A 20,332-nucleotide genomic window follows, 5' to 3' on the forward strand; every position below is an offset into this window, starting at 1 on the left:
GCCTAACGCCCCTCAAACCGGGCTGGCCGCTTCTCCACAAACGAGCGCACACCTTCGGCCGCGTCTTCGCTGCGCGACAGGCGCTGCTGCACCGCGATGAACTCCTGCATGGCCACGACCGGGCCCTGCTCCACCGCCTTGAGGGCGTTTTTGCGCGTGGCGATCACCGCCAGCGGCGCCTGCGCGGCAATCACTTCAGCGATGCGCAGCGCTTCGTCCAGCACCTGGCTGGCAGGCACCACCTTTTGCACAAAGTTCAGCCGCAGGGCCTGGTCACTGCCGAACTCGTCACCGGTCAGCAGGTGCAGCAGCGCGTTGCCCAGACCGGCGCGCTCGGCCATGCGCAGCGTGGCGCCACCGGTCGCCATGATGCCGCGCTTGACCTCCAGCTGCGAGAACCGGCAGTTATCGGCCGCCACCACGATGTCTGCCGCCAGCATCAGCTCTATGCCCAGGGTGTAGGTGATGCCCTGCACCGCGACCACCATGGGTTTGGTCCTGCGGCGATAGCCTTCCATGCCGACGTCCAGCGGATCCACCAGACCCAGGGGCACGGCTTTTTCCCCGCGCTGCATCAGGGGCGCAATCGTGGGCAAGTCCAGCCCGGCCGTGAAGTGGTCGCCGAGCGCGTGCAACACACCGACACGCAGGGCCGGGTCATCGTCCAGCCGCGTGTAGGCCTCGCCGAGCTCGCGGAACATCTTCGGCGTGAAGCCATTGCGTTTGGCCGGGCGGTTGATGGCGATCAGCAGCAGCGGGCCTCGCACCGTGCACTCAATGCTGCCTTCGGACTCAGGGGCTAGGGTGGTGTTCATGGAGACATCCTAGCCATGTGGCGGCCTTCAGGCATTCGCGCAAGCGACAGGCAGCGCACTACACTGGCTTTTGTTCCCCTTCTTCAGGATGACACCCATGCCATCGACGCCTTTGCCAACCCCCGCGCCCGGCAAGTTTGCCGCCTTCCAGGACTTCCGCCGCAAAGCCTGGGCACTGACCAAGCCCTACTTCCAGTCAGAAGACAAATGGAGGGCGCGCGGACTGCTGCTGGCCATCGTGCTGCTGAACCTGGGCGCGGTGTACATGCTGGTGCTGCTCAATGAATGGAACCGGGTGTTCTACGACGCGCTGCAGGACAAGAACCAGCCGGTGTTCTGGGAACAACTGGGCCGCTTTACCTACCTGGCGTTTGCCTTCATCATCATCGCGGTGTACCGGTTTTACCTGACGCAGCTGCTGGAGGTGCGCTGGCGCGCCTGGATGACGGCGCACTACCTGCAGCGCTGGCTGGCCAACCATGCCTTCTACCAGATGGAACTGGCGCGTTATGCGCAGTCGGGTAACGAGCCCGCCGCCCCCGACAACCCGGACCAGCGTATCCAGGAGGATCTGAACCTGTTCACCACCTACACGGTCTCACTGAGCATGGGGCTGCTCAATGCAGTGGTGACGCTGCTGAGTTTTGTCGGTATCTTGTGGGGCCTGTCGGGGCCGTTTGCCTTCACGCTCGGCGGCAGCAGCTTCAACATCCCGGGCTTCATGGTCTGGATGGCGGTGTTGTACTGCGCCGTCGGCAGTCTGATCACCCACTACATCGGGCGGCCGCAAATCAGGCTCAACTTTCTGCAACAGCGTTATGAGGCCGACTTCCGCCACCATCTGGTGCGGGTGCGTGAGTACAGCGAATCGATTGCACTGGATAAGGGCGAAGCGGTCGAGCGGGTGCATCTGGACACGCGGTTTTCGACGGTGCTGGGCAACTACCTGTCCCTGATCAAGAAACAGAAAAACCTGATCTGGTTCACCAACTTCTTCGGCCAGGCGGCCGTTGTTTTCCCCTTCATCGTGGCGGCGCCGCGCTTTTTCAGCGGCGCCATCCAGCTCGGGCAGTTGATGCAGATCGCGTCGGCATTTGGCCGCGTGCAGGACTCGCTGAGCTGGTTTGTGGACAACTACAGCAGCCTGGCCGCCTGGCGTGCCACGACCGATCGCCTGACCAGTTTTGATGAGAGTTTTATGGCCCTGGCCCATGCGCAACATGCGCAAGCAGCTATCAATATCGTAGCAACTGGCGGCACCACCAGCCACCTGGAAACGCAGGACCTGAGCTTGGCCCTGCCCACCGGCGCAGTGTTACTGGCCGGGCTCTCGCTGCACGCCGGGCCGGGCGACAGCGTACTGGTCAAGGGGCCTTCGGGCAGCGGCAAATCGACGCTATTCCGCGCGCTGGCCGGTATCTGGCCTTTCAGCCGCGGCCGCACCGCACTGCCCGCGAACGCGATGTTTATCCCGCAGCGGCCCTACTTTCCCAACGGCAGCCTGCGCGATGCGCTGGCCTACCCGCAGCCAGCCAGCAGCTACAGTGATGCACAACTGCGGCAAGCACTGGAAGACGCCCTGCTGCCCAAGCTGACAGGCCGACTGGACGATGAAGACGCCTGGAGTCAGAAACTCTCGGGTGGCGAGCAGCAGCGCCTGGCGATTGCCCGCGTATTTTTGAAAAAACCGGCCTGGTTGTTTGCCGACGAGGCCACCAGCGCGCTCGACGAGGTGGCCGAAAAAACCCTGTATGAACGGCTGCTGGCCCAGACCCGGCAAGCGGGAGGGGCAATTGTTTCAATAGCGCATCGACCTGCCGTAGCGGCCTTTCACGACAAACGCTGGGAGCTTGAAAAACTGCCCGAGGGCGCGTCAGCGCTGTACCAGCTCAAGGAGACCTCGGCATGATCGCCGCCACCCCGCCCGCGCCCTACTACGCCGTGATCTTCACTTCCCTGCGCACCGAGGTGGACGAAGGCTACGGCGCCATGGCCGACCGCATGGTCGAACTCGCCGCGCAGCAGCCCGGCTTTCTGGGGGTGGAGTCGGCGCGTGAAGACCTGGGCATCACGGTGAGTTACTGGCGCGATCTTGAATCCATCAAGGCCTGGAAAGCCAACACCGAACATCTGGTGGCGCAGCAAACCGGGCGCAGCGACTGGTACAGCCAGTACAAAACCCGCATCGCCAAAGTCGAGCGCGACTACGGCTTCGGCAGCCCCGCACTGTAAGCAACAAACCCGCGCGCGCGCAGCTCGCAGGCCGGGCATTGACCGCAGCCATACCCCCAGTCATGGCGGTGTTCGCGGTCGCCAAGGTAGCAGGTGTGGGTGTGCTCAATGATCAAGTCCACCAGCGCCTGGCCGCCCAGCGCCTCGGCCAGCGCCCAGGTGGCGGCCTTGTCGATCCACATCAGCGGCGTATCAATCAGAAAGCGCTTGTCCATGCCCAGCGACAAGGCCAGTTGCATGGCTTTCATGCTGTCGTCGCGGCAATCGGGGTAGCCTGAAAAGTCGGTCTCACACACACCGGTCACCAGCACCTGCAGGCCGCGCCGGTAGGCCAGCGCCGCAGCCAGTGTCAGAAACAGCAGGTTGCGGCCCGGCACAAAGGTGTTGGGCAGGCCCGAGCTTTCCATTTTGAACGCCGTGTCGCGCGTCAGCGAAGTCTCGCTGACCTGGCCCAGCACGGCCAGGTCCAGCACATGGTCTTCGCCCAGCCGCTGGGCCCACTGCGGAAACTGCAGACGGATTTGCTGCAGCACCACCAGCCGTGCCTGCAATTCGACGCTGTGGCGCTGGCCATAATCAAAACCCACGGTTTCGACGCGCTCATATTTCGAGAGCGCCTGCGCCAGGCAGGTGGTGGAGTCCTGGCCTCCGGAGAACAAAACGAGGGCGGTGGTGTGCATGCTGAAAAAATCAGACCGAGGGCAAAGCGGCTATTGTGCCCGGGTACTTAAAAGCGGTAACTGGCCGCCAGCGACAGCACGTAGTTGCGCCCGGCCGCCGGTTCAAAGTAACGGCCATTGCCTTCGTTGACGATGACCGAACCCGCGTATCTGCGGTCGGTCAGGTTGTCCAGGCGTGCGCTTGCAGACAAGGTCCAGCGATTGATCTCGGCCACATAACCCACATGGCTGCCCAACGTGACAAAAGACGCTGCCGCATCGCTGGTGATGTCGTTGACAGCGACGCTGCCGAGATAACGCGCATCAACACCCGCCCGCCAGCCGGTCGGCGGGCGCCAGCCCAGCTCGGCTGCCAGCGCCTTGCGCGCCGTCCCGGGAATGCGATTGCCCGCCGGGACCTGGCCGGCCGGACAGATGCTGGCACTGACGGGGCAGGCAAAGGCATCGCGGTAGCGGGCGTCGAGCAGGGTGTAAGACAGCTGTGCCAGCCAATGGCGCGCGGGCACGATGCTGGTCGCCAGCTCCAGACCCCGCCGCCGCGTGGCACCTGCGTTCTGGAAAGTACTGCGGCCACCCACATTGGACTGCGTGACGATTTCGTCCTGGGTGGCGGTGTGAAATAACGCGGCTGTCGCCTCCATGCGTGTGGCGGCACCGGGAGCGGTACGCCATTTCACACCGGTTTCGAAATTGTCACTGCGCGAAGGACGCAGGGAAAAGTTGAGCCCGGCGCCGGTGCCCACGGGACGGTAGGCCAGCTCATTAAAGGTCGGCGTTTCAAAACCGCGCCCGGCCGCCGCGTACACCCGCCACTGCGCCGCCGGGGCATAGGTCACGCCAGCCGCCGGCAAAATCGCGCTGTAAGACACGCTGCCGCTGTCATTGCCGTTGGCACCGACGATGTAGTTGTCGGCCGAGCTGAAGCGCACCAGGCTGTGACGCACGCCGGCGTTCAAGGTCCAGCGTGCATCAGGCTTCCAGGTCGCTTGCACATAGGGGTCGAGACTGGTGACGCGGTTGTCTTCGTCGCGCCGCAAAGCGCCCTGAACGCCCAGCGCCGCGCCCTGAAAATTCTGCCAGCCGCGCCGCCGCTCGCTCATGGCGTCGTACGCCAGGCCGGTGACGATCTCCAGCGGGCGCTGCGCCAGCGCGCTGCGGGCGGTCCAGCGCGCGTCCAGCCCGCCGTAGTTGCGGTCCAGGCCGATCACGCCGCCGGGATGCTGCGCGCCCGCCTGCACCGCCACCGGAATCGACTGGAACTGTGTGGTGGCGCGTTCACCGCCGTAAAGCATCAGCCGCAACTGGTTGTCGGCATCGACTTTTCGCTCGTAGATGGCGCCTATCTGCCGCTGGCTGACGGTCTTGCGGGTGTTGAAGGTGATCGCCGCAGCGTCGGCACTGCGCGGCGCGGCATCAAACTGGGCGCGGCTCAGTCCCAGCGGGTCTTCGGCCACTACCGCCAGCGTATTGGCCAGCAGGGTCAGCTTGCTGTCATCGCCCAGCGCCCAGTCGAGACGCGCATTGGCGCCCTCGCGCTCAGCCGCGCTGTGCGCCCGAAAACCGTTGCTGCTCAGGCGCCCCGCGCTCAGCACATAGCCAAGTGGACCGGCTGATCCGCTGGCCTTGATGTCGGCCCGCCGCAATCCGTAAGAGCCGGCCGCGACACTAGCGCCCAGTACCGGGCTGCCCTGCCCTTCTTCGGTGAACACCTGCACGACCCCGCCCGACGAATTGCCGTACAGCACGGAAAACGGGCCGCGCAACACCTCCAGCCTCCCGACGGACCCCAGGTCGATGTGCGAGAGCTGTCCCTGGCCATCCGGCATGGTCGCCGGAATGCCGTCAACGTACAGCCGCACGCCGCGCACCCCGAAGGTGGAACGGGCGCCAAAACCCCGAATCGACAGTTGCAGGTCCTGCGCCTGGTTCTGCCGGTCGCGCGCCAAGAGGCCGGGCACCAGCGTCAGGCTTTCAGCCAGATTGACCTGGGCCCGGCCATCGCCGCGGATGTATTCGCCATCAAGCACATCAACCGAGGCAGGCACCTCAAAAAGGGGCAACTCGGTGCGTGTGGCTGTCACGTTGACAGCGGGCAGGGTTTGAGCCGCCACCGGCATACCCAGCGCGCACGCCAGGGCAATCTGGGCGCCGGGGATGAACAGCCGGCAGACAGGGGTATTCATGGATGTGAAGGCTAGGCTGAAAACTGAAAGACCCAGTCAGCATACTGGCGAAAAGCGGACCGCACCGCCGCTGGCTTTCCCGTCCCTGGCCTTGGCGGGCCTTTCGACGAAACCACGTGCACCTCCCCGCTTCCCTTTTGACGCCATCATGGCGATAAGCGAGGCGCCGAAAAAATCGCGCAGCGCCCTGCGAGATGGCGAACAAAGACATCACCACTGGGCGTTGACATCCTGGACGCTCCGGGCACGCGGCCGAAACTTATAGGCCAAAATGGCCGTCATCCCATGCGAGACATGCGCAGGCAGCTACTGTTTTGATAGCATCTTGTGCGCTTGCTTATCGCCCCGCAACCCGAGTGGCGGCCAGAAGACCTCGAAAATGCCGCTCCACGCGCCCTGCGTCAGCCTTCAGGCCGGTGAACAACTCGAAGGCACCCACCGCTTGCCCCACAGCCATGGTGCCGCCATCGACCGTGAGGCAACCCATGGCTTCAGCCGCTTCCAACAGCTCGGTCCGGAGCGGGAAATAAACCGCCTCGGACACCCACATCGATGGCCGCAGGCAGGTCGCTGGAACCGGCAGACCGGGCAACTTCTCCATGCCGGTTGGCGTGGCGTGGACGAGGCCGGTGGCGCCGTCCAGCGCTTGCGCCGCATCGCGGATGGCCATGGCTCTGCCGCCAAAACGCGCATTGAGCGCGTCGGCCAAGGCCTGCGCACGCACATGGTCACTGTCCACCAGGCGCAGCTGCCCTGCGCCCAGCCGCAACACTGCGTTGGCAATCGCCGAGCCTGCGCCGCCAGCCCCCAGCAGCACCACACAGCCCAGGTCGGCGTGGGGGAGCGCGCGGCCAAAGCCCCAGGCCCAGCCCGATCCGTCGGTGTTGTGCCCCACCCGTTTTCCGTCTCTAAAAAGCACCGTGTTCACAGCGCCCATGGCTTGCGCATCGGGCGACAATTCGTCCAGCAAGGGAAGCACCGCCTGCTTGCACGGGTAAGTGATATTCAGGCCGGTGAACCCCATGACCTGCGCGGCCCTGAGCAAGGAGGGCCACTGCTCCAGTGCGCCCGGTGTGCGGTCCAGGTCAATCAGCTGGTAATGCAGGTGCAGGCCCTGGTGGCGCGCTTCTTCCTCCTGCATGGCGGGGGTCAGCGAACGCTGAATGCCGGCGCCTATCAGGCCGACGAGGAACCTGCCGGCGCCCGCGTTCATCCCGTGTAGCCCGCTAGCCGGGGCAACCACAGCACCATCCCTGGCCAGAAGGTCACCAGCGCCAGCGCACCCAGCATCACCAGCAGGAAGGGCAGGACCTCGCGCATCAGTTCGGTCAGCGAGACATTGGCAATCTTCATCATCATGAACAACAGCAGGCCATAGGGCGGCGTCACCAGCCCGATCATGATGTTCAGCACCGCCATTACCCCGAAATGCACCGGATCAACACCCAAGGCAACCGCCGTGGGCAGCAGCACGGGCAGGATGATCAGGATGATGGTCGAGCCTTCGAGGAAGGCACCCACCACCAGCAGGACCAGATTGACCAGCAGGAGAAAGGTCAGGGGCGAGAGATCCAGGCCTTTCATGGCCACGCTGAGGGTCGCGGGGATGTTCTCCGACGTGATGACGTAATTGAACACCAGCGCACCGGCAATCAGCATGCCGATGGAGATGCTCATCTTGGCGCTGGACAACAAGGAGTCGTAAAGATCGCCCCAACCCAGGCTGCGGTACAGCCCGACCGAGATCAGCAGCGCATACGCGGCGGCGACGCCCGCAGCTTCGGTCGGCGTGGTGATGCCGCTGTACAGGCAGCCCAGAAGAATGACCGGCAGCAACAGCGCGGGAAAGGCCTCGCGTGTGATGCGGGGCATCTCGCGCAGCGGCACCTTTGGCTCCAGCGGAAAGCCGCGCCGTTTCGCCAGCAGGTAGATCAGCACCATCTGCACGGCACCCAGCAGCAAGCCGGGCAGCACGCCGGCGATGAACAGATACCCGATGGACGTCCCGGACACCAGGGCGTACAGCACCAGCGGAATGGATGGCGGCAGGATGGGCCCGATCACGGCGGACACGGCACTCAGCGCAGCGGCGAAAGCCGGCGTGTACTTGCCGTTCTTCGTCATCATGGCCTGCATCACCTTGCCTGAGCCTGCTGCGTCTGCCAGGGCAGAACCCGACATGCTGGCAAACACCACGCTTTGCAACACGTTGACCTGGGCCAGACCGCCGGGGAAGCGCCCGACGATCGCGTTGCAAAAGCGCAGCAGCCGGTCCAGGATGCTGCCAGTGCTCATGATGGTGGCGGCCAGGATGAACAGCGGAATCGCCAGCAGCAGAAAGCTGGAGTACGTGCCATTGAGCAACTGTTCGGCCGCTGTACCCATGTCCATGCCCTTGAGGTACAGGTACAGCACAGAGCCACCGATCATGGCCTGCCCGACTGGCACGCCAAGCAGGCTGAGCGCCACAATGGCGCCCACCGCCAGTGAGAACGGACTGGTGAAGTTCATAAAGCGGACGCGGAGCCAGAAGAGGGCAAGTCTGTAGAGGCCTTTACAGGACCGCGGACCAGATGTCGCAGGGCGCGTGCGATGACGGCGACCACAAACACCAGATAAATGGAATACATGACATCCATGCGGATGCCCAGGGTGGCGCTCTTCTCCACCTTCATGAAGCTCACGTAAGACCACGAAGCAGGCAGCGACATGCCAAACAGCACGATCACAGCCAGCGCCGCAATGACCCCAATCACCCGGCGGGTCCGCCGACCCGCTCGCGCGGGAACCAGGTCAATCCGGATTTCCTCGTCATCCTTCAGGACAAACGCCGCCCCCCACAGCACCAGCCACAGCCATGCCGCCAGGGACACCTCCGTGGTCCAGCCCACCGGCGCGTTGAACAGGTAGCGCATGGTGATCTGCACGATGAAGGCGACAAAAATCACCGCCAGCAACAGCGCGGCAACCCCTTCGGCAAATCGATGCAGCGGGGCCGTCACCCGCTGCAGCATGGCGCCAAGGCTCACTTCAGGGCGTTGATTTTGTCGACCATGCCGGCTGGCCAGGTCTTGGCTTCGTCGGACGCCAGGTACATCTTCTGGGCATGGTCGCGGAAGGCGTTGATGTTGGGCACATACACGTCCAGCCCCTGTTTGCGGAAAGTCTCGGCCAGTTCAGCCTCGCGTTTCTGGTGTTCCGCTGCGCTCCAGGCGATGGCCTTGTCGGCGGCAGCCTGGAAGCTGCGCTGTTTGGCCGGTGTCATGGACTGCCAGGTTTTCATGTTGACCGTGAGCAAATCAAACGCCACCAGGTGTGAGGTCAGCGCGATCTGCGACATCACTTCGTAGAACTTCATGTTCTGCACGTTGGGCAAGGGGTTGTCCTGGCCGTCGATGGCGCCGGTCTGAAGGCCGGTATAGGTTTCTGCATAGGCCATCGGCGTGGGGTTCGCACCAATCGAGCGGCCCAGCATCTGCCAGGTTTCGCCAGGCGGCATGCGCAGCTTGACCCCGGCCAGGTCGGCTGGCACATTGATTTTCTTTTTCGACTTCAGACCCACGTGACGGGTGCCGAAGAAGGTCGGGCCGAGAATTTTTACCTTCACCTGGTCTTCCACCATCTTCTTCATCTGCGCGCCCATGTCGCTGGCAAAGAAAGTGTTCAAGTGGTTGGCGTCGCGAAACAGGTAGGCCGAGGTCAGCAGCGACCAGGCCGGCACCTGTTTGGAAATGTCCTGCGGCGCGATGTTGCCCATTTCGAGGTTGTCGCGCTGCAGGGCCACCAGTTCCGTACCTTGGCGGAACAGGGTGGAGTTCAGATGCAGCTCGATCTTGAAGTCGGCGGCGACCTCTTTGGCGAACTGGTTCATCATCTCCGCGCGGATGTCCTTGTCGGAGAACACGGCGGCAAAACGCAATGTGGGCGGGCTCTGGGCCCATGCCGGCAATACAGTGCCGGCAGCAAGCACGCCTGCGGCACCCAACAGTTTGCGGCGATCGATCGAATGGTTCATGGTGGTCTCCTGTGGGGTCGTGATGAAAAAACGGGGAACTCAGACTGCCGGGACAGCCGCCGGGCGCTGGGCCAGGGCGCGGATAGCCAGCTCGTAACCGAAGGCGCCGAAGCCGCAGATGACCCCGGTGGCGGCGAGCGACACCAGCGAATGCTGGTACAGCGCGTCGCGCCTGTGAATGTTGGTGATGTGGACTTCGGCAACTGGCAAATCAACCGCCTTGAGCGCGTCCAGCAAGGGGATGGAGCGAAACGACAGCCCGGCCGGATTGATCACGAGAGCGGCGGCTTTTTCGCGCGCTTCCTGCACCCAGTCGACCATGACGCCTTCGTGGTTGGTCTGACGGAACTCACAGCCAAGGCCCAGTTCGCCAGCCACGCGCCGGCACAGTTGCTCTACCTCTGCCAGCGTGGTGCTGCCATACAGCTGCGGCTCCCGAACACCCAGCAGATTGAGGTTGGGGCCGTTGAGAACGTAAATGGTGCCGGTCATTTGGCGCGGGTCAAATCAGGACGGTTGCTCATAGCGCTGTTGTCTCCAAGTCTGCTTCGACCTATTGGGGTGGTGGCAATTCTGCGAGCCCCATGGGAAAATGTTTCCAAACTGGAAACACATTTCATAATTCAAAATGAACATCGCACTTGAGCGCGGCTTGTCCTTGCTGGAACACCTCACGCGGTTCCCCGAAGGTCTACCGCTTTCGCTGATCGCCTCGGAACTCGATATTCCGCTCAGCGCTTGCCACCGCTTGCTTGCAGACCTGCAGCAGCAGGGTTACGTGCGTCAGGCGCGCAAGCAGGGCGACTATGTGCTGACCCTCAAGATGGCATCGCTGGGACTCGGGTTTTTGAGCAGCGCAGGGATTGTTGACGTCGCCGAGCCGCTGATGGAACGGCTGGCGCAAAGCTCGGGCGAGCTAGTGCGCCTGTCCATCGTCGATGGTGATCGCCTGACTTGGGTGGCCAAGTCGCAGGGCATGCGGCAAACCGGGCTGCGCTACGACCCGGACATGGGCATGGACGCGCGCCTGTCCTGCACGGCGTCAGGTCACGCCTGGCTGATGACCCTGAGCGACGAGCGCGCACTGGAACTGGTCTCGCGCCAGGGATTTGGTACCCCTGCGGCGTATGGCCCGAAGGCCCCGACCACCCTCAAGGCCTTGCTGGGCTTTCTGCATGCGGCGCGTGTGCGCGGCTACGCCATGATCGACGAGGTATTTGCGCCGGGCATGGCCGCGATGGCGGCGCCTGTGTTTCTGCGCAGGGAAGTGATAGGCGTCATCAGCATCGCGGGCCCCCGCTCGCGCCTGGGCACCGAACGAATACACGAACTCGCGCCTGCGCTGCTGGACTCGGCCGCGCAGCTCGGCCCTATCAGCAACGCATCCACCTTGTTTGGTCGACCGCCCCTGGGCAAGGGCTGAAAGTGATTGGCTGGTATCAACGCAGCGGCTGAGCGCGGCCTCCATGCCGCGATCGCGAGCAGCCCCGACAAAACTCAGTCGGTGCCGAGAAACTTGAACGGCAACAAGGGACTGTTGCCGCCTATCAGTTCAGCCAGCGCCTTGCCCGAGCCGGCGCCGTGGGTCCAGCCCAGAGTGCCATGGCCGGCATTGACCCAGAGCTTGCCGACCTGGGTTTTGCCGATATAGGGGATGTTGGTCGGCGTGGCGGGTCTGAGGCCGGCCCAGAAGTTGGGCTGCCCGCCCTCCCCGGCCGTGCGCGTGTCACAAACACCCGGCAGAACCTGCTCAATGCGATCGGCCAGCATCTGGCAGCGGGCCTGAGCCAGCGGGGTATCCAGAGACAAATCGTAGCCTGCCACTTCAATCGTGCCGGCCACACGCAAGGTGTCGCCCAGCCGGCTGATCGCACATTTGAGCTCATCGTCGATGGCGCTGACCCATGGGGCCATTTCGGGTTTCAATAATTTGAAGGTCGCGCTGTAACCCTTGCCGGGGTAAATGGACAGGTCCACGCCCGCAGTGCGGAGCAAGGGCGCCGACCAGGAACCACAGGCAACGACATAGGCGTCGGCCTGCCAGGGCAGCTGTTCGCCGGTGTCGCGCTTTCTGAGCTGCACAGAGGTGATGGCATCGCCGGCTTTTTCCAGCCGGACAATGTCATGGCCGTAGACAAACCGCACACCAACAGCTTCGCACCTTTGCGCCAACTCCTGAGTGAACACACGTGCATCGCCGCTTTCGTCGCTGGCGGTGTAGGTACCGCCCACAATGTGGTCCGCAAAAGAGCGGTAAGCGGGCTCTATCTGGAACAGTTCGCTGCGGCTGACCACGCGGCGGTTGACGCCGAAGTTTCGCATCAGCGCCGCTGCTTCTGCGGCCGAATCAAACGCCTGCTGGTCGGTGTAATAGTGCGCAATACCGCGCTCCAGCCGGTCGTACACAATGCCGGTGGCCTGAACAATATCCTTGAGCGCTTCATGGCTGTAGGCGCCCAGGGCCACCAGTTGCTCGACGTTGCGCCTGAAGGCTGCATCCGTACACTGGCCCAGAAACTGCAGCCCCCAGCGCCACTGGCGCCAGTCCAGCCGCGGCCGAAACAGCAGGGGCGCATCGTTGCGCAACATCCACTTGAGCAGCTTGGCCGGCGCCTGCGGATTCGCCCAGGGCTCGCAGTAACTCACCGATATCTGCGCCGCATTGGCAAAGCTGGTTTCCATGGCGGCACTGCCTTGACGATCCACCACCGTCACATCGTGCCCCTGCTGCACCAGGTGCCAGGCGGTACTGACGCCAATGATGCCGGCGCCCATGACAATAATTTTCATGCTCGGGAGTTTGGCCGAGCTTGCCGCAAATTAACAGCCTCGTTAAACTCTTTGGCAAACCATTAGATGGGCTAATATTTTTATGTACGACCCCCTTGCCCTCGAATGCCTGGCTGCCATTGTTGAAGAAGGCGGGTTTGAGCGTGCCGCGCAGCGCCTGAACGTCACCCAGTCGGCGATCTCCCAGCGCCTGCGCGTGCTGGAAGGACAGGTCGGTGCGATTTTGATTGTGCGCAGCCGGCCCCTGAAAGCCACGTCGGCCGGCAAGTTGCTGCTCAAACACACACGCCAGCTGCGCCTGATACGCGCCGACCTCGAGCGTGACCTGAAAGAGCTGGCGCCAGGTTTGTCGGGTGGTGTGCGCGAGGAAGAACGTGTCTCGATTGCGATCAATGCAGACAGCATTGCCAGCTGGGCGCTGGACGCACTGACCGGCCTGGTCCGGCAAGGCCTGCCAGTCGAGATCATTGTGGATGACCAGGATTTCACGCACGACTGGCTGCGCCAAGGCCATGTGTTGGGCTGCGTCACCACCCTGAAGCAGGCCCTGCGCGGCTGCAAGGTGGCGCACCTGGGCGCGATGAACTATGTCGCAGTGGCTGAACCGGCCTACGCCAAAACCCATCTGCCGGGGGGTCTGGACGCTTCGAATTTTCGCGCCCTGACCTACGTGGCCTTCAACCGCAAGGACGACATGCAAAGCGAGTTTGTCGCCAAGGCCGTGGGACTCAAGCGGATCTCGCTGTGTCAGTTGTTTGTACCGAGTTCGGAAGGCCAACTGCGCGCCGCCCTGGCCGGCTGGGGTGTCAGTGTGTTGCCCGAGCTGCTGGTACGCGACCTTATCAAAAGCGGCCGTCTGGTCAATGTGGCGTCAAAACATGTGCTGCCGGTGCAGCTGTTCTGGCATTGCTGGAACCTGGAGTCCGCCGTGCTCGATTCGATCTCGGCGGCTCTGGCGTCGGAAGCCGGCAAGCTGCTGAATTGAAACCGGGCGCCGCCCCGGCGCAGATCCGACTTTGCGCGAAAATGCTGGTTTCCCATCAAATCCCCACCCCCATGAACATCGAAAAAGACACCGCCGTTACCCTGCGCTTCAAGGTGACCGACCTGCAAGGCAAGCTGCTGGAAGAAAGCAAGGCGCCCATGGTTTACCTGCATGGTGGTTATGGCAACACGCTGCCCAAGATAGAAGAAGCTCTCGAGGGAAAAACTGCGGGTTACCAGACCACGCTGGAGCTGCAGCCCGCAGATGCCTTTGGCCTGCGCGATGAAGGCCTGGTGCGCACCATCCCCAAAACACAGTTCCCCCCCGGCGTGAAGGTCGGCGGGCAACTCGAGGGGCGCGGCGATGACGGACAAACACATGCCTTCACCGTCACCAAAATAAAAGGCGACACCGTATTGCTGGACGGCAACCACCCGCTGGCCGGCAAGGCCCTGCGCTTCAACCTGACCGTGACCGAAGTGCGTAAAGCCAGTGACGAAGAAATTGCGCACCGCCATGTACATGGCGAGCATGGGCACCATCACTGAGCTGCGGCGGGGGTTCGTACTTCAAGCGTGAAACCGAGGGCAGAACCAAGCAAGCGCATTTTCTTGCACGGCAGGGTCCTGCTCCGGCTTGCAGACCCGCGTGTTCAGGTCAACGCGCCTCTGGCATCCACTTTGATGATTTGCTCTACCGTGCCGTGCTGCAGGCCGCCGCGCACGCCAAGCAGGTGGTCGTGCAAATTGACGGTCGGGTCGCAGTGGCCGGGAATCAGCCAGACCGTATCACCCAGCGCCGGCAACACCGCGCCGCGCACAATGCCGTGCTCGTCGCCGCCGTTGCTGTAGTCCAGCGCGAGGCCGTGGACCGCCGGCAGGCCTGAATCGATCGCGTGGCTTTTGTGGCCGGCGTCCACCACCGCGTGGCTCGCGCTGACACTCATGACCTGGCTTTTGACAAACAAGGCATGTTCAAACACCGGTTGAGCCGGGTCGGCTTCGTTGTCCGCGTAATCGCGATCCATAAAGAGGTAAGAACCGGCCTGCAGCTCACCATACACCCCGCTGGCTGCCTCCAGCGCAAAAGTGCCGGTACCGGCGCCCGTAACCAGTGGCACTTCAAAGCCTGCCGCCTGCAGCGCCTCTTTGGTGGCTTCGACGTGCGCGATGACTAGGGCAATACCCTCTCGCCTTTCGACGACCGTGCGGAAATGCTGGGCGCGGCCATGGTAGGCCTGCAGGCCACCGAACTTCAGCGCCGCATGTCTGGCGATTTCTGCCGCCAGCGGCACGGCGGCCACGCCCGGGGCCAGGCCGCAGCGGCCGTGGCCCACATCAAGCTCGATGAACACCCGGACGATGCAATGCTGCCCGTGCATGGCCTGCGCCAGCCGCCACAGGCCTTCCGGGCTGTCCACCGCAATCGCCAGTTGCCCACCCAGTGCTTCAAGCTCACGCGCCAGCGCCGCGACACGTTTGAGCTTGAAGGGAGAGACCACCTCGTTGCTGATGTAGATGTTGCTGACGCCCAGCGCGGCCAGTGCCTCTGCCTCTGCCGTCTTCTGCACACAAACGCCCACGGCGCCATGCGCCATCTGCAGCTTGGCCAGCGCGGCACTTTTGTGCATCTTGGCGTGGGGTCGCAGCTTCACGCCATGCTGCGCGGCAAAGGCCGCCATGCGCGCGAGGTTGCGCTCCATCGCGTCCAGGTCGATGACCAGGGCAGGCGTGTCGATGTCGGCGGCAGGGCGGCCCAGAATGTCAGACAGCAGATACATCAGGCGCTGCTTTCATCCAGAGTGTCTGCATGAAGATGCTGGGTATCGGCCCAACCGACCAGCGTGAAACCTTCGGGTGTCCAGAGCAGGCGGTTGATCGCGGCGTTACCCAGCGCCCAGGTACGCGGTGCCTGGATGTCCAGCCGGGTGGCGGCGCGGTACAAGACGTCCATCACCCCGCCGTGGCCGACCAGCGCAATCAGCTGGCCGGGGTGGCGCGCTGCGAGTTTTGCGGCGGTGCTGACCACGCGCTCACGCAGCTGCAGCAGGGATTCGCCACCGGGCGGCGCAAAAGCGGGGTCGCGGGTGCGCCACAGCCTGGCTTGTTCGGGCAGCAGGGTTTCAATCTCGGCGTAGGTCTTGCCCTGAAACTCGCCAAAGTGGCGCTCGCGCAAGCCCGGCTCAGAATTCACAGTGACACCTGCTACGCGGCTGATGGCCAGTGCGGTGTGATGGGCACGGCCCAGGTCGCTGGCATAGATGGCACTGATGGGCTCGCCGGCCAGTGCCTGCGCCAGCCGCTCGGCCTGCCAGCGCCCGGTGTCGTTCAGGCCCACATCGAGCTGTCCCTGAATGCGGGTGTCCACGTTCCAGGCGGTTTCACCGTGGCGGATCGCCAGTACGCGCGCCGCCTCGCTCAAGGCTTGATCTCGATGTTGACGCGGCGCGGCCCGGCCGGAGGCACCGGGAAGCCGCGCAGCGCGGCGTCAAACATGGCGGCCAGCACCGGGTCGGTGTCCAGCCAGGGCTCTTCGCTGACGGCGCGGGTCTCGTACACCGTCTGGTTGCTGCGCAACTCGCGCATCACCACACCGACCTCGCGCCGGTACAGCGGCGTGTCCATGCCGCCCAGCGGAAAACCAAATCCGAAGCCGACACCCGCTCCACTGCCGATGCCGCCACCCACAAAGATGTTGGGGCCCCCAAAGGGATAGCCACCGCCGCCCCATCGAGAGCGCGGCACCGGTTGTGAACTGGCCGAGATCTGCACGCTGAAGGCGGCGGCCTGCGGATTGTGCTGCAAACCGACTCGGGCCAGCGCGGCCTGTGCCAGGTTTTCCAGACGCGCCTGAGGTGCGTCTGGCTGCTGCTGCGAGAGCAGCCGCTCAAAGCGGTAAGTGCTGCCAGGTACAGGGGGTGCTGGCGACCAGCGGGCGAAGCTGCTGACCTCGCTTTCGACCACGCGGGTGCTGGCACAACCGCCCAGCAAACCGGTCACCCCCATCAATGTTGCTATTAAACCAATAGCTGTCAGCGCACGTTTCATGGGACTCCTGGCATAAATGGCTTGAAATTACTGAAGTGTGATGACACCCAGGCCAGGCCGCACTGGCTCAAAAAATTCTTCGGCGTCAAAGGCCTTATCGCCCTCCGGGTCCGGCATGCCGGTGCTGCGTATGCCCTTGAAGTCGTGCTGCTTGCCGTCCATCAGGTGCGAGGGCACAACGTTCTGCAGCGAAGTGAACATGTTCTCCAGGCGGCCTGGAAATTTTTTGTCCCATTCGCGCAGCATGTTGCCGACCTGCACGCGTTGCAGGTTTTGCTGGCTGCCGCACAGGGTGCAGGGGATGATGGGAAAGTCGCGCACCTGCGCCCACTTGATCAGATCTTTTTCGGGCACATAGGCCATGGGCCGGATCACCACATGTTTGCCGGTGTCGCTGACCAGTTTGGGCGGCATTCCTTTCAGACGCGAGGCAAAAAACATGTTGAGAAAAAAAGTCTGCAACATGTCGTCGCGGTGGTGACCCAGCGCAATCTTGGTGGCGCCCAACTCTTCTGCCACGCGGTACAAAATGCCGCGGCGCAGCCGCGAGCAAAGTGAACACATGGTCTTGCCCTCGGGAATCACGCGCTTGACGATGCTGTAGGTGTCCTGGGTTTCGATGTGGAAAGGCACACCGAGCTTTTCCAGGTACTGCGGCAGGATGTGATCAGGAAAACCCGGTTGCTTCTGGTCGAGATTGACGGCAATCAGCTCGAAGTTGATGGGTGCGCGCTTTTGCAGCTTGAGCAGGATGTCCAGCATGGCGTAGCTGTCCTTGCCGCCCGAGACGCAGACCATGACCTTGTCGCCTTCCTCGATCATGTTGAAGTCCACAATCGCGCGGCCCACCTCTCGGCACAGGCGCTTTTCGAGCTTGTGTTCTTCACGCTCGATCTTGACGCCGCCTTTGGCCGGAGCCTCTGCGTCATTCAGGACCTTGCCCTTCAAGTCATTCAATACAGCACTCATAAGTTTTCATCCATCAGGTTCACCACTGGCCGGTTTCGACGCGAATCGCCACTTCGCAGTCGTCAAAAATTTCAAGTTTGGCAATTTTCACGCGCACCCCCAGCACACCGGGCAACTGCATCAGCCTGTGCGCCAGCTTGCCGATCAACGTCTCCAGCAGGTTCACATGTTCGGCCCGGCATTCGTTGATGATGATCTGCCGCACCTTGCGGTAGTCCAGCACATGGTGAATGTCATCGTCGCTGGGCAGCAGGGGTTGCGTGCCCAGATTCAGTTCAGCATCAACCTGAATTGGTTGCGGCGCGGTTTTCTCCTGGTCGAGAATGCCCAGATTCGCGTCAAAGCGCAAACCTGTGAGCGTCAGTATCTGGTTACCCCGGGTATTGAACATGATGGCTAGCGGCCTGCAGTACGTGTGTAGGAATGCGCGCTCACATCAGTGAGAAATCGCGCTCGAATTTCATCAGGTGCTGGCCTCCATCGACCAACAGCGTGGTGCCGGTAATGGAGCTGTTTTCCAGCGCAAATTTGACGGTGGCGACCACGTCAAGCGGGCTGGAAGAGCGCCCCAGCGGCGAAAGTTTATGCAGCGCCTCAAATTTTTCATCGCTCAGCATATGGCTGGTCAGCGTCAGGCCGGGGGCCACGCCCACCACGCGCACTTGCGGCGCCAGCGCAATGGCCAGCATGGTGTTGGCCGCTTCCAGCGCAGCCTTGGACAGGGTGTAGCTGAAAAAATCGGGGTTGGGGTTCCAGAGTTTCTGGTCCAGCAGGTTAATCACCGCAAACCGGCCGGTTTGCTCGGCCAGCGTACCTGTGGCCTGCCGCGCCAGCACATGCGCGTGTAATGCCTGGGCCAGCACAATGGCGGCGCCGGTGTTGCTGCGCATGTGTTTTTCAAGCGCTGCAAAACTGAAGCTGGCCACGCTGTCGTGTTCAAAGGTGGAGGCATTGTTGACCACCGCATCCACCTGGCCAAAATGGCTGATGACCTGTGGCAACAGCTCACGGACCGCATCCTCATCGTCAAGTTCGCAATGAAAAGGTGCTGCAGCCCCTGCCAGCATTGCGCAATCAGCTACTGTTTTAGTAGCATCTTCGGCTGAACTGCGGTAGTGCACGGCCACTCGCCAGCCACCCGCCGCCAGCGCCAGCGCGATCTCACGGCCCAGCCGTTTGGCGGCGCCGGTGACAAGAACAACAGGGGCAGGAGACGCTACAGGCATGAGTTGGACAGTTGGGGGCTTGGCGGCACGGCAATCGCCGACAATTCGGAGGTGAGTACCCCCGCATGACGACACCCCCTAGTTTAACGAGCGCCCTCGCCGGGCAGATTCAAAAGGCCATCACCTCCGCAGGCGGCTGGATGGGTTTTGACCGCTTCATGGCGATGGCGCTTTACACCCCTGGCCTCGGTTACTACGCCCACGATTCGCGCAAATTCGGCCTCATGCCGGGCTCGGGCAGCGATTTTGTGACCGCGCCAGAGCTGTCGCCGCGTTTTGGCCTGGCGCTGTCGCGGCAGGTGGCACAGGCCCTGCAGGCCACGGATACCCAGGAGATCTGGGAGTTTGGCGCTGGCTCCGGCGCCCTGGCGGGGCAATTGCTCGAAGCCCTGGGGCCGCAGATCACGCGTTACACCATCGTCGATCTGTCCGGCGCGCTGCAGGCCAGGCAAGGCGAACGCCTGGCGGCCTGGGGCGACAAGGTCCGCTGGGTCAGTGAACTGCCGGCGCAGATGTACGGCGTCGTGCTTGGCAACGAGGTGCTGGACGCCATGCCGGTTCAGCTGCTGGCCCGCGTGAATGGCATCTGGCATGAACGCGGTGTCGCCGTTCAGGACGGTGTTTTTGTGCACGCAGACCAGCCGACGGCCCTGCGGCCACCGCTGGAAGTGACCGGAGAGCACGACTACCTGACCGAAATCCATCCCCAGGCCGAAGGTTTTGTCGCCACCCTGGCCGACCGCTTGCAGGCCGGTGCGGTGTTTCTGCTCGACTACGGTTTCCCCGAGCACGAGTATTACCACCCGCAGCGCAGCATGGGCACCCTCATGTGCCACCGGGGGCATGTGGCGGATACCGATGCCTTGCGGGATGTGGGCGAGAAAGACATCACCGCGCATGTCAACTTCAGCGGCATAGCGCTGGCCGCACAAGAGGCCGGTCTGCAGGTACTGGGCTACACCAGCCAGGCGCGTTTTCTGCTGAACTGCGGCTTGCTGGATGGTATGGAGGAAGCCACGCTGGCAGAGCGGGCCATGGTGCAGAAGCTGGTCAATGAGCACGAGATGGGAGAGCTGTTCAAGGTGATCGGTTTTGCCGTGAACTCCGCTGGCAACCCCTGGAGGGGGTGGCAGGCGATGGGGTTTGGGGTTGGGGATAGAACGCATACCTTGTGACTGCTGTCGGCGTCACGCTGCGTCTCGGGTCTGCTCTGGACAGTAGGGTCTAACTCCCCACTCCCACCCCTAGCCCCTCCCTCGCCCCGCTGGGCGATGGAGGGGGACTTCATTTGGCCGCGTGTGCTGCAAGCGCGTGCAAACATGACGGTCCCGTGGTCCGACCTGACGCGCTGCGCGCGTCAGGTCTCCCCGCATCCGAATCCGCATTTGTT

The 20,332-nt window shown here is 63.1% G+C and carries 21 protein-coding genes; 6 read left to right on the plus strand and 15 right to left on the minus strand.

The window, feature by feature from the left end; genetic code table 11:
• Positions 1-2: 2 nt before the first annotated feature.
• A complete protein-coding gene (locus tag Q8L50_RS12755; RefSeq protein ID WP_305349006.1) occupies positions 3-815 on the minus strand; it encodes a crotonase/enoyl-CoA hydratase family protein in 813 nt (270 codons plus the stop codon).
• Between the two features lie 97 nt (positions 816-912).
• Here Q8L50_RS12755 and Q8L50_RS12760 point away from each other — a divergent pair, with 97 nt between their 5' ends.
• Both Q8L50_RS12760 and Q8L50_RS12765 read left to right on the plus strand, forming a co-directional pair.
• Entirely contained in the window at positions 913-2,724 is a 1,812-nt protein-coding gene (locus Q8L50_RS12760; RefSeq protein ID WP_305349007.1) for an ABC transporter ATP-binding protein/permease, read from the plus strand.
• A complete protein-coding gene (locus tag Q8L50_RS12765; protein WP_305349008.1) occupies positions 2,721-3,047 on the plus strand; it encodes an antibiotic biosynthesis monooxygenase in 327 nt (108 codons plus the stop codon). The genes Q8L50_RS12760 and Q8L50_RS12765 overlap by 4 nt, the downstream gene beginning before the upstream one ends.
• Here the strand turns inward: Q8L50_RS12765 and queC are convergent.
• From queC to Q8L50_RS12800, 7 genes are all read right to left on the minus strand, one after another.
• Positions 3,020-3,727 carry a 7-cyano-7-deazaguanine synthase QueC gene (gene queC, locus Q8L50_RS12770; RefSeq protein ID WP_305349009.1) on the minus strand — a complete coding sequence of 236 codons (708 nt, stop codon included), beginning with the start codon at positions 3,725-3,727 and terminating at the stop codon, positions 3,020-3,022. The two genes, Q8L50_RS12765 and queC, sit on opposite strands and share 28 nt — an antisense overlap.
• A 47-nt stretch (positions 3,728-3,774) precedes the next feature.
• Entirely contained in the window at positions 3,775-5,910 is a 2,136-nt protein-coding gene (locus tag Q8L50_RS12775; RefSeq protein ID WP_305349010.1) for a TonB-dependent receptor, read from the minus strand.
• 337 nt (positions 5,911-6,247) lie between these two features.
• The gene (locus Q8L50_RS12780; RefSeq protein ID WP_305349011.1) at positions 6,248-7,123 is read right to left on the minus strand and encodes a shikimate dehydrogenase; all 876 of its coding nucleotides are present in this window, start codon (positions 7,121-7,123) and stop codon (positions 6,248-6,250) included.
• The gene (locus tag Q8L50_RS12785; protein ID WP_305349012.1) at positions 7,120-8,421 is read right to left on the minus strand and encodes a TRAP transporter large permease; all 1,302 of its coding nucleotides are present in this window, start codon (positions 8,419-8,421) and stop codon (positions 7,120-7,122) included. The genes Q8L50_RS12780 and Q8L50_RS12785 overlap by 4 nt, the downstream gene beginning before the upstream one ends.
• Positions 8,418-8,939: a TRAP transporter small permease gene (locus Q8L50_RS12790; protein WP_305349013.1), complete on the minus strand. Its 522-nt coding sequence runs from the start codon at positions 8,937-8,939 to the stop codon at positions 8,418-8,420. Before Q8L50_RS12790 ends, Q8L50_RS12785 begins: the two co-directional genes overlap by 4 nt.
• Positions 8,936-9,925, minus strand: a complete 990-nt coding sequence (gene dctP / locus Q8L50_RS12795) for a TRAP transporter substrate-binding protein DctP (RefSeq protein WP_305349014.1) — start codon at positions 9,923-9,925, stop codon at positions 8,936-8,938. The genes Q8L50_RS12790 and dctP overlap by 4 nt, the downstream gene beginning before the upstream one ends.
• 39 nt (positions 9,926-9,964) lie before the next feature.
• Positions 9,965-10,417, minus strand: coding sequence for a type II 3-dehydroquinate dehydratase (locus tag Q8L50_RS12800; RefSeq protein WP_305349015.1), 453 nt, complete (start codon positions 10,415-10,417; stop codon positions 9,965-9,967).
• A gap of 136 nt (positions 10,418-10,553) precedes the next feature.
• On the opposite strand from Q8L50_RS12800, the gene Q8L50_RS12805 reads away from it, so the two are divergent.
• Positions 10,554-11,348: an IclR family transcriptional regulator gene (locus tag Q8L50_RS12805; RefSeq protein ID WP_305349016.1), complete on the plus strand. Its 795-nt coding sequence runs from the start codon at positions 10,554-10,556 to the stop codon at positions 11,346-11,348.
• A gap of 74 nt (positions 11,349-11,422) precedes the next feature.
• Here Q8L50_RS12805 and Q8L50_RS12810 read toward each other — a convergent pair whose 3' ends face one another.
• Positions 11,423-12,715, minus strand: a complete 1,293-nt coding sequence (locus Q8L50_RS12810; protein ID WP_305349017.1) for a D-amino acid dehydrogenase — start codon at positions 12,713-12,715, stop codon at positions 11,423-11,425.
• Positions 12,716-12,797: 82 nt separating this feature from the next.
• On the opposite strand from Q8L50_RS12810, the gene Q8L50_RS12815 reads away from it, so the two are divergent.
• Positions 12,798-13,700, plus strand: coding sequence for a LysR family transcriptional regulator ArgP (locus tag Q8L50_RS12815; protein WP_370869795.1), 903 nt, complete (start codon positions 12,798-12,800; stop codon positions 13,698-13,700).
• Positions 13,701-13,771: 71 nt separating this feature from the next.
• Positions 13,772-14,248, plus strand: coding sequence for a peptidylprolyl isomerase (locus Q8L50_RS12820; protein ID WP_305349018.1), 477 nt, complete (start codon positions 13,772-13,774; stop codon positions 14,246-14,248).
• 104 nt (positions 14,249-14,352) lie between these two features.
• On the opposite strand, the gene Q8L50_RS12825 is transcribed toward Q8L50_RS12820, so the two are convergent.
• The 6 genes from Q8L50_RS12825 to Q8L50_RS12850 are packed head-to-tail and all read right to left on the minus strand — an operon-like array spanning position 14,353 to position 18,942.
• A complete protein-coding gene (locus Q8L50_RS12825; RefSeq protein ID WP_305349019.1) occupies positions 14,353-15,480 on the minus strand; it encodes a DSD1 family PLP-dependent enzyme in 1,128 nt (375 codons plus the stop codon).
• Positions 15,480-16,121: a histidine phosphatase family protein gene (locus Q8L50_RS12830; RefSeq protein ID WP_305349020.1), complete on the minus strand. Its 642-nt coding sequence runs from the start codon at positions 16,119-16,121 to the stop codon at positions 15,480-15,482. Before Q8L50_RS12830 ends, Q8L50_RS12825 begins: the two co-directional genes overlap by 1 nt.
• The gene (locus Q8L50_RS12835; RefSeq protein ID WP_305349021.1) at positions 16,118-16,747 is read right to left on the minus strand and encodes a DUF4136 domain-containing protein; all 630 of its coding nucleotides are present in this window, start codon (positions 16,745-16,747) and stop codon (positions 16,118-16,120) included. The genes Q8L50_RS12830 and Q8L50_RS12835 overlap by 4 nt, the downstream gene beginning before the upstream one ends.
• 27 nt (positions 16,748-16,774) lie before the next feature.
• Positions 16,775-17,716 (minus strand): tRNA 2-thiocytidine(32) synthetase TtcA, encoded by a 942-nt coding sequence (ttcA, locus tag Q8L50_RS12840; protein ID WP_305349022.1) that lies wholly within the window; start codon positions 17,714-17,716, stop codon positions 16,775-16,777.
• 19 nt (positions 17,717-17,735) lie between these two features.
• Positions 17,736-18,107, minus strand: a complete 372-nt coding sequence (locus Q8L50_RS12845; protein ID WP_305349023.1) for a dihydroneopterin aldolase — start codon at positions 18,105-18,107, stop codon at positions 17,736-17,738.
• A 40-nt stretch (positions 18,108-18,147) separates the two neighbouring features.
• Positions 18,148-18,942, minus strand: coding sequence for an SDR family oxidoreductase (locus tag Q8L50_RS12850; RefSeq protein WP_305349024.1), 795 nt, complete (start codon positions 18,940-18,942; stop codon positions 18,148-18,150).
• A 65-nt stretch (positions 18,943-19,007) separates the two neighbouring features.
• Between Q8L50_RS12850 and Q8L50_RS12855 the strand changes: the two genes are divergently transcribed.
• A complete protein-coding gene (locus tag Q8L50_RS12855; protein WP_305349025.1) occupies positions 19,008-20,117 on the plus strand; it encodes a class I SAM-dependent methyltransferase in 1,110 nt (369 codons plus the stop codon).
• Positions 20,118-20,332: the final 215 nt, after the last annotated feature.

Source organism: Polaromonas sp. (assembly GCF_030680935.1).
GTDB lineage: Bacteria > Pseudomonadota > Gammaproteobacteria > Burkholderiales > Burkholderiaceae_C > Polaromonas.

What these genes read in the sequence shown, in the direction of transcription:
- Q8L50_RS12755 (WP_305349006.1), bottom strand. Translation starts at nt 815, where the DNA reads ATGAACACCACCCTAGCCCCTGAGTCCGAAGGCAGCATTGAGTGCACG.
- Q8L50_RS12760 (WP_305349007.1), top strand. Translation starts at nt 913, where the DNA reads ATGCCATCGACGCCTTTGCCAACCCCCGCGCCCGGCAAGTTTGCCGCC.
- Q8L50_RS12765 (WP_305349008.1), top strand. Translation starts at nt 2,721, where the DNA reads ATGATCGCCGCCACCCCGCCCGCGCCCTACTACGCCGTGATCTTCACT.
- queC (WP_305349009.1), bottom strand. Translation starts at nt 3,727, where the DNA reads ATGCACACCACCGCCCTCGTTTTGTTCTCCGGAGGCCAGGACTCCACC.
- Q8L50_RS12775 (WP_305349010.1), bottom strand. Translation starts at nt 5,910, where the DNA reads ATGAATACCCCTGTCTGCCGGCTGTTCATCCCCGGCGCCCAGATTGCC.
- Q8L50_RS12780 (WP_305349011.1), bottom strand. Translation starts at nt 7,123, where the DNA reads ATGAACGCGGGCGCCGGCAGGTTCCTCGTCGGCCTGATAGGCGCCGGC.
- Q8L50_RS12785 (WP_305349012.1), bottom strand. Translation starts at nt 8,421, where the DNA reads ATGAACTTCACCAGTCCGTTCTCACTGGCGGTGGGCGCCATTGTGGCG.
- dctP (WP_305349014.1), bottom strand. Translation starts at nt 9,925, where the DNA reads ATGAACCATTCGATCGATCGCCGCAAACTGTTGGGTGCCGCAGGCGTG.
- Q8L50_RS12800 (WP_305349015.1), bottom strand. Translation starts at nt 10,417, where the DNA reads ATGACCGGCACCATTTACGTTCTCAACGGCCCCAACCTCAATCTGCTG.
- Q8L50_RS12805 (WP_305349016.1), top strand. Translation starts at nt 10,554, where the DNA reads ATGAACATCGCACTTGAGCGCGGCTTGTCCTTGCTGGAACACCTCACG.
- Q8L50_RS12810 (WP_305349017.1), bottom strand. Translation starts at nt 12,715, where the DNA reads ATGAAAATTATTGTCATGGGCGCCGGCATCATTGGCGTCAGTACCGCC.
- Q8L50_RS12815 (WP_370869795.1), top strand. Translation starts at nt 12,798, where the DNA reads ATGTACGACCCCCTTGCCCTCGAATGCCTGGCTGCCATTGTTGAAGAA.
- Q8L50_RS12820 (WP_305349018.1), top strand. Translation starts at nt 13,772, where the DNA reads ATGAACATCGAAAAAGACACCGCCGTTACCCTGCGCTTCAAGGTGACC.
- Q8L50_RS12825 (WP_305349019.1), bottom strand. Translation starts at nt 15,480, where the DNA reads ATGTATCTGCTGTCTGACATTCTGGGCCGCCCTGCCGCCGACATCGAC.
- Q8L50_RS12835 (WP_305349021.1), bottom strand. Translation starts at nt 16,747, where the DNA reads ATGAAACGTGCGCTGACAGCTATTGGTTTAATAGCAACATTGATGGGG.
- ttcA (WP_305349022.1), bottom strand. Translation starts at nt 17,716, where the DNA reads ATGAGTGCTGTATTGAATGACTTGAAGGGCAAGGTCCTGAATGACGCA.
- Q8L50_RS12845 (WP_305349023.1), bottom strand. Translation starts at nt 18,107, where the DNA reads ATGTTCAATACCCGGGGTAACCAGATACTGACGCTCACAGGTTTGCGC.
- Q8L50_RS12850 (WP_305349024.1), bottom strand. Translation starts at nt 18,942, where the DNA reads ATGCCTGTAGCGTCTCCTGCCCCTGTTGTTCTTGTCACCGGCGCCGCC.
- Q8L50_RS12855 (WP_305349025.1), top strand. Translation starts at nt 19,008, where the DNA reads ATGACGACACCCCCTAGTTTAACGAGCGCCCTCGCCGGGCAGATTCAA.